The sequence below is a fragment of the Binatus sp. (SeqCode) genome, assembly GCF_049584895.1.
In the GTDB taxonomy this organism is placed as follows: Bacteria; Desulfobacterota; Binatia; order Binatales; family Binataceae; genus Binatus.
In genome coordinates this window covers 39,981-54,935 of record NZ_JBAUYR010000060.1, presented here as the reverse complement: position 1 = coordinate 54,935, position 14,955 = coordinate 39,981, and the positions used below count along the sequence as shown (strand labels likewise).

Here is a 14,955-nt window from a genome sequence, read left to right as displayed (position 1 = left end):
CGTGCTAGCGCAGCGAACGCCACCACTGAGAGCGGCAGCGAAGCGGAGATCGCAGGCGGAGTTGGGGTGCGGCGTGGGGCCGCGGTGCGAAGTTTACGGAGCGTTAGCGGGGCGGCTCACAGCGCAGATGCCGTGTGCCTTAGTCAAGAGGTGTTGCGGGAACGGACTGGCGGATAGCCTCCGCGCCGGTCGCCGTCAAGGGTTCGCGCGCTGCGCGCGCCGGCTGCGCCGCCCTTGACCGCGGCCGTCGCTGCGGCTGGAAGAGGCAAGTATGCAGTCGCTGACGCGACTGCCGTTCGAGACGGCCAGTCACAAACCTTGGTCGGGGTTCGGACTGTGTGGTGGATCAGGCTTCTGACTCGGCGAGCGCCGCGGGCGGAAATGGCGGTGGAATGAGCGGGAGAACGAATGGTTGTCGACGTTTGGAGACGCTGTAGATCGCCGCGAGGAGTTTGTGCATGGTCGCGAGCAGTGCGACTTTGGGTCGCTTGCCCGCAGTTCGCAGTCGCCAGTAGTAGCGGCGCAGCCAGGGGTTACAGCGAATGCCTGCTAGGGTCGGCATCCACAGTGCGGACCTGAGGCGCGCGTTGCCAAGTGGGGTCGCGCCGCCGTGCGAGAACTGTCGTTTACCTGACTGACGGACTCGCGGTGTGACGCCCACGTAACTTGCCAAGGCGCCGACGCTTCGAAAGCGGGCCGGATCTCCAACCTCAGCGATGATGATGGCGGCGGCTTGCGGACCGATCCCGTCGATGCTGGTGAGGAGCTTTCCGATCTCCTCGGCATCAAGTCTGCGCTCGATGTTGGCTTCGAGATCGTGCATGCGCTGGCGAAGAACGTTGATGTCTCGGCAGGCGTAACGGACTTGCAGCTTGAGAGGCTCGGAGTGGTGCTGGGCCACGGAGATCTTGGCGGTAGTGATGAGGGCGCGGGCGAGCTGCTCGCCGACGTAGTGGCTACCATCGTAACGAATTCGGGCAAGCTTGGTGGCCGAAGCGCGGCTGAAGGAAACCGCGGTCGGGTAACGGAAGAGAAGTGCGGTTGCCATCTCAGTCTCGAGGCGGCGCCGGATCAGTCGAGGGAACTCTGGAAAAACCAGATGGACGGTGCGGTGCAGCTGGCGGACGCGGTCGCCGAGCTGTTGCACCGTCTGTTGGCGCAAGCGCACCAGATCGCGCAGCTCGGCCAGCGACTTCTCCGAAAGGCTCGTTGGCGCGGGGCGCTTCTGTTGGGCGAAACGCGCGATACCGAGCGCGTCGATCGCATCAGTCTTGGTGCGCTGTAAATCTTCCTCAGCGAACCGTCTGGTGCGAAGCGGGTTGATCACCGCGACCCGGAAGCCTTCGGCGACGAGGAATCCGAATAGATTACGCCAATAGCCGCCGGTCGCTTCCATCGCGATCAAGCAGTCGTCAGGCGCCCCGAGCAGCTCGCGGAGCCGCCGGTAGCCGCCGGCGTCTTCTCCAAAAGCAACCGGCTTGCGCAAGACTTCACCGCTCTCATTCACTACCGCAACCACATGTCGCTCAGCACCGATATCGATTCCCGCAAATCTCATCCGCTCCACCTCTTGGTTTTTATGTCGTGCCGGAGCCTCGGTGCCGATGCCCATGTCCATGCTTGTACATACGAGAACGCTTCACGTCTCAGGATGCCGTTCGGGTCTTCGAGCACCGTCCGAGGGCGCCAATCTGCGCTGCGAGGAATCACCCTCTGCGCCGACGCGCCGCGACACCTCCGGAACTTTCATTCGGCACAACGATCTCCATCAGGGGAGGAACATACAAGAGCCGCGGGTCGTAGCAGTTGAGTCAATCTGATATAGACCGGGAGAAATGAAAAGCGGGGCGTGCCGTCCGATCCGCGGGGGAAAGCGATTATGTACGAACAGATTTTGAAAGAAATGCAGGCCGATTCCTTTTACAAGGATAATTTTCCCAACGATGGTCAGCGCTTCGTGGCGTGGTACCTGCACCGGGTTCTGCTTATGGACGTACACCAGACAAAGGCGGCCATCACAGATGGTGCGAACGATAAGCAGATCGACGCCATTGTGGTTGAGGATGGTGAGGAACGGCTAATCCGGATAATTCAGGGCAAGTTCGTGAAGCCGGAGCCGATTGACGCCGAACCGCTTCGCGAAGTGCTATCAGCTTGGACTCGGCTGAAGGATTTACCAAGGCTCCAGCTAGAGTGTTCGGGAAAGCTCGCCGAGCGCCTGGAAGCAATGAGAGTTGGTTTGCAAGATGAGTATGATGTGCAATTCGAGCTTCTAACCACCGGTCAGTTGTCTCCGGCCGCAGTGACCGATTTCAACGCGTTCAAAACGGAAATGGCAGAAGACACCGAACTCAGTGCCGGTCTGACGCTGGTCGACACCGCGCTGCTGGAGACTCGTTTGTCCGAGGCGGAGCAACGCGATCTGCCCGAGCTCTCTTGCGAGATCGAGGTGGATCCGGACCGGTGTCTCGTGTGCAATGAGGGGAATATTCGAGTGGTGTTGGCCCTGCTCCCCGTTGAGCGCTGTCTCAAGCTTCCGGGAATCGCCGATGGCAAGCTCTTCCGAAGAAACGTCCGGCAGAGCCTGGGTATCGGGAACAAAGTTAATAAGGCACTCCGAGCGACTCTCGTAAACCCAGAGCGCGCACCTTATTTCTTTTTCTTTCACAATGGGATCACAGCGCTGTGCAAAAGCTTCAATCTCTCAGCTGACAAGAAACTCTTGAAGGTTCGAGCTCTTTCGGTCGTCAATGGGTGCCAGTCGTTGTCTACTATTTATGCGACGTCAGGCAAGGTGGCCCAAAACGGCCAAGCACACGGCTCTGTACTTTTTAGGTTTTATGAAATCTCACAGTACGACCTGGGCGAAGCTATCAGCATCAATACCAACTCGCAGACGGCAGTAAAGCCGAGAGATCTACGCAGCAACGATAGGTTTATGCGCGAGATCAAGAAACGCTACGAAGCTGTGGTTCCAGGAGCGTATTTCATAACCAAACGAGGTGAGGAGCGTCCCGCAGACAGAGATGCAGCCAACTGCGTCGACTCTCCTGACTACGCAAAGATGGTGATCTCATGGCAGTGTCAACGACCGAATCTGGCGACTAACGAAACGCGGTTGTTCGACGAGTTGTACAAGACGCTCTTTCACTCGGAGCTTGACCCGCAATCCATTCTCGCGCTCCGAATGTGGCTCGGCGAAATCGACAAACAATGGGCCCAGCTCGATATCAATGAAGCTGTTAAGGCAGTGAAAGGTGCTGCACGGTTTCATATGATGTTTATAATCTCGCAATTGGTAGCTCACGCGAGCAACCAATCCGATAAAGTGCCACTTCCCTCGGCGACAATGGGAGCCATCAAGTATTCAGGGATGATCTTGGCGCAAGCGAAACAGTGTTTAAATCAGTCCCTTCTCCAAGCTGTGGCGCAGAGCACCGCGGCTGGAAAGGTCTTTAGTCCCCAGAATTGGCTGAAAAGTAGGGGAGCCGTAAGCGACGAGCAGCTCGTCGCCGGGACGATCGTAAACGTCCTCAGAAGTCTAAACACACCCGAATTCGCGCCTATCATGGCGAGCATCTCGATTCCCGCAGATAAGTTCTCGTTTCGTTGGTCAGCAGAGTAGTAGCGCGGAGTAAGTGCAGAAGAACGCTAGCTAGCGATTGAGGGGGTTAGGCAGTTGGCAGACCAAAACCACCTTGAATCGCTCAAAGCGACAACTGCGGATCAGCCCCTCTACGTAATCCTTTTCGCTGGCCGCGACCATGGAGAGGTGTACAAGCTCACCCTAAACGCTTCCGAATATATTGCGCATTGGCTCAGCGGAGAGATCACACTGGTCCATACGCTAGACCGAAGCCTCACACCGATCTTACCGGTGCTTTGGTACTGTCTACACCTACCGCGGAGTCGCTTTGACTTCGCTCCGATTGGTGCACGAGCTCTGAAAGACTTTCAACGTTTGAATGTTCCGCACAGAATTGCACTTGTGCCGGTCCGAGTCGATCGTATGCTAATCAGAGGGCTGAACGACGGCTCTCCAAAATTAATCTTTCTGCACGAGGAGGTTCTCGAAGAAGCTAGCAATCTGATTGCTGACTTCGAGGATGTTGTAGACGTGAGCCTTATTTCCGAGCTAGGCGAAGATCGTTTACAGCAGCATTGGCAAGAGTTGCACGAAGTAATGAAGCCAGACGAACCATTGAAGGTTGCAATCTCGCGCCTTTTGCGAGCGCCCTCTCTCAAAGCATCGTTGCTCCCGGCGCATTTCGTAGGCCGAAATCTCCGGGGTGGTTCGGACGACGCAGTGCCCAACGATTTCGCAACTCAAAATGAGATTCTTGCATATGCGTTGCACTGCCAAAACGTCCTCTCTCTGACCGCAAGGCTCGAAGCGGCGGGTACAACCTTTGAGGATGCCAAACGGGTCTTTGAAGCGAAGTTAGCGGAGGAGCGAGCACGTTTCCGTTTTCCGGTCGCGGTGGGAATCTGGGGTTCGTCTCCGAAGTCGGCTTCCCGAGAGATAGAGCGAGAGATCCGCAGGCGAGGAGTCGATCTGAACCTCACAGACACATCGATAGAGCTATGCATCTTGAGCTTTCTGGTGGCTCATCGCGCACTAGCTCGAGGAGGCGTGGGATTCATCTCCGAGAAGATTGATGACGAGGCGTTTCAGCTCCTTGCGACCTTAGAAGCGACTTGGGCGAACGGTAACCCGAAGCCTCGGTTCGTCTGGAGGGTACTACGCAGAATCGGGGAGGTTGTGGCGAGGTCCTTTGACCGCAGAAAGGATGAGGCAATTCGTCACGCGTCTTCTGTGGCCGCGTTCTGCGAATTTCCTTTTGGACTAGGGATTCTGACCGATGGAGAGGATCCCTTGGGCTTTGCAGTTCCCATTCACTATAGGCCGCTTTTACCTCTCACACAGACGTTGCAGTTTGAGCTCGCACCAATCTCGTCTATATACGCCAAAATCGGACTCAGGATCTTGATTGCCGAGTGCACCCCGGCGAATGAGTTGGTGGGACGACTTTCTCGCACGGGATGGGAGATAGCTGCGAAGGCTGTGCGTGAGGCTCCAAACGTCGAATGCGACGTGATCGAGTTCGTACGGCCGGATAGGTTGAGGGAGGCACTGGCGCGCGGTCGCTACGATGTCGTCATGATAAGCGCCCATGGCCATTTTGATGAGCGATCGAGCCGTACCGGATTTTTCTGTGGCGACCAGTTGGTTCTTGAAGAAGAACTTGGCGAGCTTCCGAAGATCGTATGTCTGAGCGCATGCCAAGTTTCTCCTCGCGGGTCTGGAAGCGTGAATATCGGAGACCTGTTTCTCCGACGCGGCGCTCTGGTCGTCATCGGTCCTATGGTTCCAGTCGATGTACGTCACAATGCCACGCTCATGGCCCGCTTTTTTTTAAACCTAGCGGAGACTGTACGTGGTGCAACCGATATGCGAACACTCGAAGACGTCTGGCACCATACCACTGCGACGAACGCGATTAATGATGTTCTGACTGCGAGCCCCGGCCTGGCGACGTGGGCTCTGACTGAAGACGTGCGCAGTGGACTGAGCGTCTTAGAACAGTTCATGCGAATTCGCTCAGTGGGCCGCCTTCGGAAGGGTTCGATTTATGCTGATACCGAGACAGTCCTCAAGGAGATGGCCTGCGAGCAAGGGCTCGAAGAAAAGTTCACAGGATGGATTCGAAGCCGCGGCTACCTTCCAGAGTCGGCACTCTACGTGATTATGGGTTGGCCAGACCTGATTGTTCTGCACGACGCGGGATTCGACGAGATCGCGTCTTCGAATCCCACGGTACGACCTCAGCAAAAGGGGGAATAAGTGCCGAAGGAGGAACAAGTGCCGACTCCTGCTCAGATCGAACGGAGACGGAGACCCTAAGACTTACATGACTATCCTCCACTGTCTTGCAAATGAAATGTATCTAGAACTTCTAGGATGAGAACATGAAAAAGTCGGGCGCGAGCTGAGGTGCCAGTCGGCATCGGAGCTCATCTCGAAAAGAATCGCCGAACTCGGGGACTGGCGCGGGAAACCCTCAGCAGAATGCGCAAGCTGATCAAGGAAGCAGAACCGGATGTCGTTGAGGAATGGAAGTGGAGGGGCACTCCGATTTGGTCGCACGACGGGATCATCTGGACTGGCGAATCCTAGAAGAATGTCGTGAAGCTTACCTTCTCCAAGGGCGCATCTCTGAAGATCCGGCCCGTCTTTTCAACTCGAGCGAGTCCGCTTGACACGCCGACCGTGCTTGTTATATCAAGCAGGTATGACGCCGAAGATGGACAAGCTTGGGGAACTGCTTGCCGATGCCCGTAAGCGCCGGAATCTAACCTTGAGGGCGGTGCAGGAGGCCGTCGGCATTTCGAACGCGTATTTGAGCCAACTTGAGACGGCCAAGGTGCAATCACCGTCGCCGGTCGTACTGCACAAGCTGAGCGTACTCTATGATCTTCCTTATGCGACCGTTATGGAACTTGCCGGGTATCCGCTTCCGCAAAACGTGAAGACAGGCAGCGCGCGCAACCGGCTCGCGGCGCGAATCGGAAAAACAACGCCTGAAGAAGAAGATTCGATTGTAGAATATCTGCGATTCATTCGGTCACAGCGAAACCGGAAGGATCGCGCATGATCTGGTCGGTCTCCACCGCGAAGATGTTCGAACGCTGCCAAAGGCAGTGGTTTTTCAAGACGCAGCTCGCCAGTGCGAAGGCTAAGGACGAAATGCGCCGCCATGCATGGCGGCTCAGCAAGCTCCAGAGCCTCAGCGCGTGGCGTGGAAATCTTGTCGATCAGGTGCTCAGCCAGGAGGTGCTTCCGGCGTTCGGTCAGGGACGCTCGATAACCTCCGATCAGGCGCTCGCTTCCGCGATGGCTCGTTTTGACCGTCAGCTTGCCGTCGGCCGTGCGCACCGGCTTCACGAGAAAGGATTTAATCCGACCGCCCTTGGCGATGATTTTGCGGCATTTCACGTCCTTGAATATGGTGGGGTTCTCGATGAAGCGGAAGTCAAGCGGGCGCGCGACGAAGTCGGGCGAGCCATTCAGTCGTTCTTCTCGATGGATGAATTGATAGCGCGTCTGCGGACAGCAGATCGCCTCATCATGCAGCGCGCCCTCAGTTTTACCCACGCCGACACTACCGTCCGCGCCGTCCCTGATTTGATCGTTTTCAAGAAAGGGCGTGTGCCGGCGATCGTGGACTGGAAAGTCCACGTCTTCGGATGGCGGGACGCGTGGTTGCAGCTCGCAGTCTATGCGGCCGCGCTCGCACGCGGCACAGTGCACAGCGATTTTCCGGTTACGGAACCGTTTTGTGAGACCGACGTCGGACTCCTCGAAGTCCAGTTGTTGACGGGAAAGTTGCGTCGGCATCGCCTGACAGATGAGCATATCGCGGAGGCCGACGGATTCATCGCTCGGAGCTTCGAAAGCATGCTTCTGGCAACGGACGGCATGAACGGGAAGGCTTCGATGTTACCACCCACGGACTTTCCAGCGACGCGTTACGCCTCGGCGTGCGCGAGCTGCCCGTACCGGTCCATGTGCTGGGAGGCGTTGCAGTGACGGACATCGAAACCAACATATTTCCCATTCTGAATCTGAACGACCTGAAGCTCCGTTACGACACCTACCGCGTTCGAAACCTGCGGCGCGATCAGGATGAGTATTTTCAGAACCGCGACACGCTGACGCGCGATCTCAGTTACAAGCTCAAAATGCCAGTCCTCATCGTCGAGCGGCCCGATGGGCCTTATCTTGTCGTGCCGGGCGATGTCGCCAACGTGCCGCAGACGTTCCCCTTGGTGAGGACTTACGTCCATTTGGACAAGGTCGAAAGCGGCATCCCGCTCGATTTCAACGTCCGCAATTCGGAGAACGACTCCATTTGCTTACGCTTCATCCAGTTCATGATGCAGGCGCCGCTGTTCCGCAATAACAGGCTATGGCAACCCTCTTCGGGCATGGGTTTCTTCGACAAGACTCCGTTCGAGCAGGACAACGGCATCGGGCGCTACCGCGGGTTCGGCGCGCGGGCGGCCATAGCCCCTTCGGGACGCATCGGACTCTGCGTCGATGTACACAGCAAATATATACGTACGGCCTCGCTGCCCGTTCATCTCAGCCGACTGACGTTCCGGACGTTTCAGGGCCAGCGTTGCGTCTACCGCTATGGCCACCAATGGTACGAGATACGGATTGAAACGTTCTCGGACCTGAATGTCAGCGAAGAACAAATCAGGACGACCGACGGACCTGTCTCGCTGTTCGAGTTCATCGCGCGTGCGTCGAGGAAACCGTTGCCGGCGGAGCTGGCAAGTCTGCCGCACGACGCGTCGGTGATTCGCTACCGCAACAACCGGGGCGAAGACAGAGCCGCGCCCTCGGGTCTCTGTTATCCTGTGTGCGATACACAGGAAAACGCTCTGCATCAGGGGGCCATATTACCGCCGCACATTCGGCGCGAACAGGCAAGCCGCTTTGTCGGCGAGTATCTGACGGAGCTGCGGTTCAATCAGATCGCTGTCCGCGTATCACGCGAGCCCGAGCGGATCGAACGGAAGTTCTTCCGCGTCCCGGACTTTGAATTTGGCAACGGGTGCAAACTGAGCGTACGGGGCACGACGGGTGCGAGCCAAGTCAGCCTCGATGCTCTCGGCCGCAAACGGATCGATTTGCTGCGCGACGCCCACGCGGGGTTCTACGTGAAGGAAAGGTTCCGCCGCCAGTATCTTATCCTGCCGCAGTCCGTGTGGGAGAGCTGGGGCGAGCGATTTGTTGCCGATCTCAAGCAGGCTGTCGATAATCTCTTTCCGGAAGGCGGCGGCTATAAGCCAGACATTATCACCTACAAGGATCGTGGCCCGCGCACTTACCGCGATCAGGGCAAAGCGATTCTCGAAGCGGTTGGCGATCGCTTCATGGAATCGGCATACGCCGTCGTCATGCTTCATCCAACGAGTGACCGCAAGGTGCGCGAGCACGATTTGCTGGCAGCTATGGTGATCCGCGAACTCCGCAAGAACGACATTTTCGCAGCCGTCAACCACTCGGAAATGGGTGAGCACAGCTACGTCATGGCGTCAGCAAGAGACGGCACGCCGCGCTACGAGATCAGGGAAAACCAGCGCAGCCGCCTCATGGGATATTTGCGCAATGTTGCTCTGAACAAGGTTCTCCTGACGAATAATTTCTGGCCATTCGTGTTGGCGACGCCGTTGCACGCGGAGGTCACAATTGGCATCGACGTGAAGAACCAAACAGCGGGATTCACCGTCATCGGGCAGAACGGATTGTCCGTGAAGTCGTACTGCCACACGTCGCGGCAGAAGGAGAAGTTGCTGAAAGCGCAGGTCCTCACGCATCTGGCCGAAATCATCCGCGACGAGAAAATCCGCCTCGGACGGCCGCTGAAATCTATCGTGATCCATCGCGACGGCCGCTGTTTTCAGGCGGAAATGGACGGCGCTGCCGCTGCCATCGACAAGCTGAAGAAGGAAGGCGTGGTCGCGGCCGACGGCACACTGACGGTGCTCGAAATATCAAAGAGCGCGCCCGTGCGGCTGCGTCTCTTTGAAGTGCAGCGGACCGACGGACCGAAACCGTTTGTGCAAAATCCGCAAGTTGGCCTTTATGCGATCATCAACGGGAACGAGGGATTCTTGTGCTCGACGGGTCGAGCGTTTCGGCACGCCGGCACCGTTCAGCCGCTCCATGTCCGCTGCGTGCTCGAAGGCATACACTTCGTCGATGCGCTTGAAGACGTCTATGCTTTGACGACGCTCGCATGGACGCGGCCGGAGGACTGCTCACGCTATCCTGTGACGATCAAAATGACAGACCGCTGGCTTGGAGAGGAGGCCAGCGAATTCGACCAGGAAGCGCTGATCTACGAGGCCGAACAGAACGAAGAAAATGATGGCGAGAAGAGGGAAAGAGCATGAGCGATCCGGGTCTCTACACTCATCTTTATGCGCAACTGCGCGACTGCGCCGAATTGATCGACCAGGTCATCATCGATCTCGAGTGCAAGGGTAGCAACGCCGGAAAAAAGGAACGCGAAACATTGGCAGGCTTGTTACGCACATTACAGGCGGCGCCCACGGCAAATCTCAACGCGATGCTTCTGGTCAACGTCCTTCGGGAAAATAGAGTGGCGGCAAATGCGAACTGGAACGAAATAGCCGATGCGATCGATCGGGGCGATGCTTCGCAAACGGTGATTGGGCGCCTTGAGGAGCTGGCTCGCGTTCTGGAATCGGAGCGTGCGGACATGCATGCGAGGATGCACGGGTCGCATGCTCGGTGAGTATTTTCAGGGAACATTGCCGCAATTGATCGAGCGCGCACGGCTCCTCAAGGGGAAGATTCCCCGCTCGCTGCCGCGTGACTACGGCGCGCTCGTCCGAACCAGCGAGAACGAGCTCGATGATGTAATCAGGCACCTACGCAATCTGCAGGACGTGCCTGCCGCAGGCAGGCGCGCGCTGCATCACGCGCGGCTGCGTCAGTTCAAGCGTGCCATCGCCGATCTCGACCATATCGAGACCACTGCCATCGCGGTACTTAATCGCGCCCATAAAGACGATCACCATGCGAACCGCCTTCTCTATCGGATTTGCCAGGAGATCAACCATCCAGCATTGACGCCCACAGTAACAACGCTTTCGACCAGCTATTTCTACATCGATACCAAGCTGAACCTAATGTTCATTCCTCCGGCGGAAGGCAGCTTTCTGCTCCACCTGCCCGATTTGTACCACGAACTCGGTCATCCGCTTCTCACGCATGAAAATCATCCAGTGCTCGATAAGCTGCGGACGCAGTACCTCACGTGCATGGCGCACATACACGATTATTTCGCCTCACAACGGGCAAGAGAGGGGCCGCGCCGCGGCCCGCGCGCGTTCAAGGATCAGATCGATCTCTGGGAGCTCCTTTGGTCGAAATACTGGCTGACGGAATTTTTTTGCGACTTATACGCGGTTTTAACGGTGGGACCTGCTTTCGCGTGGTCGCACTTGCATCTCTATCTGAAGATTGGTGGCAACGCATTCGCGCTGCCGGACGGCCTCCGCAACCTTAGCCACCCTGCCGACGACGCGCGGATGCGGGCAATTCTCGAGGCGTTGCGCCGCTCAGGGTTTCAGAACGACGCGGCGGAGATAAACCGCCGCTGGCGGGAAGCGCTGGACCTGACGACCGATTCAGCCGTGCCGGACTATATGCACTGCTATCCTAATGAATTAATCACTTCTGTGGTTGAAAAAGCCGCCAAAGGTATAGCGGATATGGAATGTCGGCTCGCGCGTCCTGGCACAAGCGATCCTGTTCATCTGACGCTCAACGAGGCGTGGCGGAACTTTTGGCGCGATCCCGCGAGTTATCACAGATGGGAGGCGCGAGCCGTACAGGAACTGTTCTCGCTGTGCGAAGGGTCCGCCGCGGTGCTCAACTGCTGAGATGTCTTCGTCGGTAAGGAAGGAAAATGCGAGTCAGTGAAGGGATTCTCGATCTTAGCCCGACTGACTTATCCGGATTCCTCGCTTGTCGACATAAGACGGCCTTGGACCTGGCCGTCGCGAGCGGGCTGCGTGAGGCGCCAAGGTGGAACGATCCGGCCGTCGCTATTCTTCAAAAGCGGGGACAGGACTATGAGCGAAGGTACGCTGCGGAACTCGCGAGCCGCGGACTGAAGATCGTCAATATAGAGGATTATCACGGCGAGGAGGCGGTCCAGCATACCTTGGAAGCAATGAAAGCCGGGGCCGAGGCAATTCTGCAAGGAGCGTTGCGCGAGGGCGAGTGGCTCGGAAGACCTGATGTACTCCTCAAGGTATCGGAGCCGAGTGCTTTTGGCGATTGGTCTTACGAGGTCGAGGACACAAAGCTGGCAAAGGAGACGCAGGGTGGAACGATTCTCCAGCTCGCGACGTACACCGACTTGCTGGCGAGTGTTCAGAAAATACTGCCTGAGCAATTTCACGTTATCACACCAGACCTCGAACATCCGGTTCGTAGTTATCGGGTTCAGGAATACGCCGCGTACTTCCGTTTGATTCGGGGTCATTTGGGTAGAGCCATTCTGGACGATCCGGCGGCACTTGCGGCAGCCAATTACCCAATTCCAGTCGAACACTGCGACGTGTGCAGATGGCGGATTGAGTGTGACAGACGCCGCCATGCCGACGATGATCTGTCGCTAGTGGCGGGGATTTCTAGGCTCCAGACGCGAGAGCTGACAGCGAACGGTATCAATACCCTCGCGAAGCTAGGGTCGCTGCAGCGATTGCCGTTCACGCCAAGCAGAGGCGGGGTCGAGACGTATGAAAAAATCCGCGAGCAGGCTCGGGTGCAGCTCGAAGGCCGAAATCGAAAAAAGCCCTATCATGAGCTTCTGCAGGTCGAGATCGGACAAGGGCTTACCCGTCTGCCCATGCCCTCAAAAGGCGACATTTTTCTCGGTCTTGAAGGTGATCCTTTCGTGGGGGATGCAGGACGCGAGTATTTGTTCGGCCTTGTCTCAATAGTCGACGGCGGCACGACAACATACCGTTCATTCTGGGCGACAGATGAGAAGGAGGAGCGCGAAGCATTTGATGCAGCGATGAAGGTCGTCCTTGATTCGTGGGCGGCGGACCCCGGCATGCATGTGTATCACTACGCTCCTTATGAACCTTCCGCTTTCAAGCGTCTGATGGGTCGGCATGCGATTCGTGAAAACGATGTGGATCGAATGCTTCGAGCTGGCATCTTCGTTGATTTGTACTCGATCGTCCGGCATTCGCTACGCGCGAGCGTCGAGAGATATTCCATCAAAGATCTCGAACCGTTCTATTCATTTGAGAGATCTATTTCTCTACAGGATGCGGGTACGCATCGACGGTTGGTCGAGGCTGCGCTGGAGCTTGGCTATCCCAAGGATATTAGCTCCGAGAATCGCGTTGCCGTCGAAGCCTACAATGGCGACGACTGCAGGTCAGCTTTGCATCTGCGAAATTGGCTGGAAGATTTGAGGAGTTCGCTGGAAGGGTCTGGAACTTTGGTGCCGCGACCCGCGATTACAGACGGGCAAGCTCCTCAGACGGTAGATGAGAGAGGCCGGAGAGCCGAGACGCTAAGGACGAAGTTGACTGCTGATCTGCCTGCGGTCCGCGCCGAGCGGACTGGCGAGCAGCAAGCACGCTGGCTCCTGGGAAATATGCTCGACTGGCATCGCAGGGAAGCCAAGTGCCAATGGTGGGAATTCTTCCGGCTGCGCGAGCTGTCCGATGATGAGTTGTTGGGCGAACGACAGGGGCTTTCTGGTTTAAGATTTGTGGAGAGAGTCGGGGGTACGAAGAGAAGCCCCATCGATCGTTACTCGTTTCCCCCACAAGACAGCGATATTCGTGAGGGCGCCGATCTTCGTCTGCTCGGAGAGGGAGCTAGTTTCGGCGGAGTTGACGCAATCGACTACGCAAAAGAAACGGTCGATATAAAGAAGCGGGGCGCTCAGGCTGAAAATCATCCGAGCGCCGTCTTCGCCTACCTGGTGGTGGACTCCGGAGTTCTTGAAGACGCCCTATTCAGGATTGCCGAGGAAATCGCCGACCACGGCATCACTGAGGGTTCTCGCTGCCGAGCGGCAAGAGACCTGCTCCTGAAGAGAACACCTCGGCTCCACCAAGGTACTTTCCAACTGAGTGCTCAAGAAAACGCGGTGCAGTTCTCAGTTCGGATAGTAAACGAGTTGGATGAAACGGTCCTCGCGATCCAAGGTCCTCCGGGCGCAGGTAAAACTTACACTGGAGCCCGCATGATCTGCGAAGCCGTGCGCCGTGGCCTGCGAGTCGGCGTGACCGCGGTGAGCCACAAAGTGATACGTAATCTGCTGGAGGCGACGCTCCGCGCTGCTAGAGAGCTAAATCTGACTCTGGTCTGCGCGCATAAAGTCAGTGACAAGACCGAAGATCCTGGCGCGATCGAGGAGATCAAAGACAACGACGCCCTTCTCGCGAAAATCGCCGATCGAGAGATCCAAGTGGCGGGTGGTACGGCGTGGTTCTGGGCGAGAGCGGAAGCGCATGAGGCGGTGGATGTCCTGCTTGTTGATGAGGCAGGGCAGATGTCGCTGGCAAACGTGTTAGCAGTTTCGACTGGCGCAAAAAGCACGGTTCTTCTCGGCGACCCACAGCAGCTGGAACAGCCTCAGCAGGGAAGCCACCCGGAAGGAACCGATGTTTCGGCGTTGGAGTATGTACTCGACGGTCGCAAGACGATCGCGAGCGATCGCGGCATTTTCATGCCAGAAACTTGGAGATTAGCGCCGCAGGTCTGCCAATTCACCTCGGAGGTGTTTTACGAGGGTCGCCTTCAATCGCGGGCCGGATTAGAGGAGCAACGGCTCGAAGGCACCGCACCATTCGAGGGTGCGGGACTTTGGTTGGTCCCTGTGACACACCAAGGAAATCAGAACTGTTCACCTGAAGAGGTCGATGCCGCGGTTAAAGTTGTCTCTTTGCTGCTGCGCGATGGAGCGCAGTGGATCGATGATAAGCGGGTGCCGCATCCGCTTTGCCCCGCTGACATTTTGGTGTTAGCGCCGTACAATGCGCAAGTAGCTCTCCTGGGTGAAAAGCTTCAGTCGCGGGGCGTTCGGGTAGGCACCGTCGATAAGTTTCAGGGCCAACAAGCGCCGATCGTAATCTACTCGATGGCTACATCAACTCCGGAAGATGCGCCACGGGGAATGGAGTTCCTGTACAGTCTCAACCGGTTGAATGTCGCGACTTCTCGGGCGCGTTGCGCATGCATATTAATCGTCAGTCCGCGACTGCTGGAGCCTGAGTGCAAATCACCGCGACAGATGAAATTGGCTAACGCTCTGTGCCGATACGCCGAGATGGCGAATACGGTAAGCGTGGGTTGAGAAAAAGGCCCGACGTGGG

The 14,955-nt window shown here is 57.1% G+C and carries 9 protein-coding genes and 1 pseudogene; 9 read left to right on the top strand and 1 reads right to left on the bottom strand.

Features of this window, described 5'->3' with window-relative positions; all coding sequences use genetic code 11:
- Positions 1–346: 346 nt before the first annotated feature.
- Positions 347–1,618 carry an IS110 family transposase gene (locus WB650_RS11520; RefSeq protein WP_423960539.1) on the bottom strand — a complete coding sequence of 424 codons (1,272 nt, stop codon included), beginning with the start codon at positions 1,616–1,618 and terminating at the stop codon, positions 347–349.
- 261 nt (positions 1,619–1,879) lie between these two features.
- On the opposite strand from WB650_RS11520, the gene WB650_RS11515 reads away from it, so the two are divergent.
- The 9 genes and pseudogenes from WB650_RS11515 (at position 1,880) to WB650_RS11475 (ending at position 14,936) form a co-directional block, all read left to right on the top strand.
- Positions 1,880–3,625, top strand: a complete 1,746-nt coding sequence (locus WB650_RS11515; protein WP_423960538.1) for an AIPR family protein — start codon at positions 1,880–1,882, stop codon at positions 3,623–3,625.
- 54 nt (positions 3,626–3,679) lie between these two features.
- Entirely contained in the window at positions 3,680–5,845 is a 2,166-nt protein-coding gene (locus WB650_RS11510) for a CHAT domain-containing protein (RefSeq protein WP_423960536.1), read from the top strand.
- Between the two features lie 125 nt (positions 5,846–5,970).
- Positions 5,971–6,249 (top strand): annotated as a pseudogene (locus WB650_RS11505) (DUF1801 domain-containing protein); the annotation flags it as partial.
- A 56-nt stretch (positions 6,250–6,305) separates the two neighbouring features.
- Positions 6,306–6,656: a helix-turn-helix domain-containing protein gene (locus WB650_RS11500; protein WP_423960534.1), complete on the top strand. Its 351-nt coding sequence runs from the start codon at positions 6,306–6,308 to the stop codon at positions 6,654–6,656.
- Positions 6,653–7,591, top strand: a complete 939-nt coding sequence (locus tag WB650_RS11495) for a PD-(D/E)XK nuclease family protein (RefSeq protein WP_423960532.1) — start codon at positions 6,653–6,655, stop codon at positions 7,589–7,591. The genes WB650_RS11500 and WB650_RS11495 overlap by 4 nt, the downstream gene beginning before the upstream one ends.
- The gene (locus WB650_RS11490; protein ID WP_423960530.1) at positions 7,543–9,969 is read left to right on the top strand and encodes a hypothetical protein; all 2,427 of its coding nucleotides are present in this window, start codon (positions 7,543–7,545) and stop codon (positions 9,967–9,969) included. Before WB650_RS11495 ends, WB650_RS11490 begins: the two co-directional genes overlap by 49 nt.
- Complete coding sequence (locus WB650_RS11485) at positions 9,966–10,334, top strand: hypothetical protein (RefSeq protein WP_423960528.1); 369 nt, start codon at positions 9,966–9,968, stop codon at positions 10,332–10,334. The genes WB650_RS11490 and WB650_RS11485 overlap by 4 nt, the downstream gene beginning before the upstream one ends.
- Before the next feature lie 25 nt (positions 10,335–10,359).
- Positions 10,360–11,487, top strand: a complete 1,128-nt coding sequence (locus WB650_RS11480) for a hypothetical protein (protein ID WP_423960527.1) — start codon at positions 10,360–10,362, stop codon at positions 11,485–11,487.
- A 26-nt stretch (positions 11,488–11,513) separates the two neighbouring features.
- Positions 11,514–14,936, top strand: a complete 3,423-nt coding sequence (locus tag WB650_RS11475) for a TM0106 family RecB-like putative nuclease (RefSeq protein ID WP_423960525.1) — start codon at positions 11,514–11,516, stop codon at positions 14,934–14,936.
- Positions 14,937–14,955 lie beyond the last annotated feature (19 nt).

Excerpts from the sequence above, each read along its gene's own strand:
- WB650_RS11520 (WP_423960539.1), bottom strand. The coding sequence starts at position 1,618 with ATGGACATGGGCATCGGCACCGAGGCTCCGGCACGACATAAAAACCAA.
- WB650_RS11475 (WP_423960525.1), top strand. The coding sequence starts at position 11,514 with ATGCGAGTCAGTGAAGGGATTCTCGATCTTAGCCCGACTGACTTATCC.
- WB650_RS11495 (WP_423960532.1), top strand. The coding sequence starts at position 6,653 with ATGATCTGGTCGGTCTCCACCGCGAAGATGTTCGAACGCTGCCAAAGG.
- WB650_RS11485 (WP_423960528.1), top strand. The coding sequence starts at position 9,966 with ATGAGCGATCCGGGTCTCTACACTCATCTTTATGCGCAACTGCGCGAC.
- WB650_RS11515 (WP_423960538.1), top strand. The coding sequence starts at position 1,880 with ATGTACGAACAGATTTTGAAAGAAATGCAGGCCGATTCCTTTTACAAG.
- WB650_RS11500 (WP_423960534.1), top strand. The coding sequence starts at position 6,306 with ATGGACAAGCTTGGGGAACTGCTTGCCGATGCCCGTAAGCGCCGGAAT.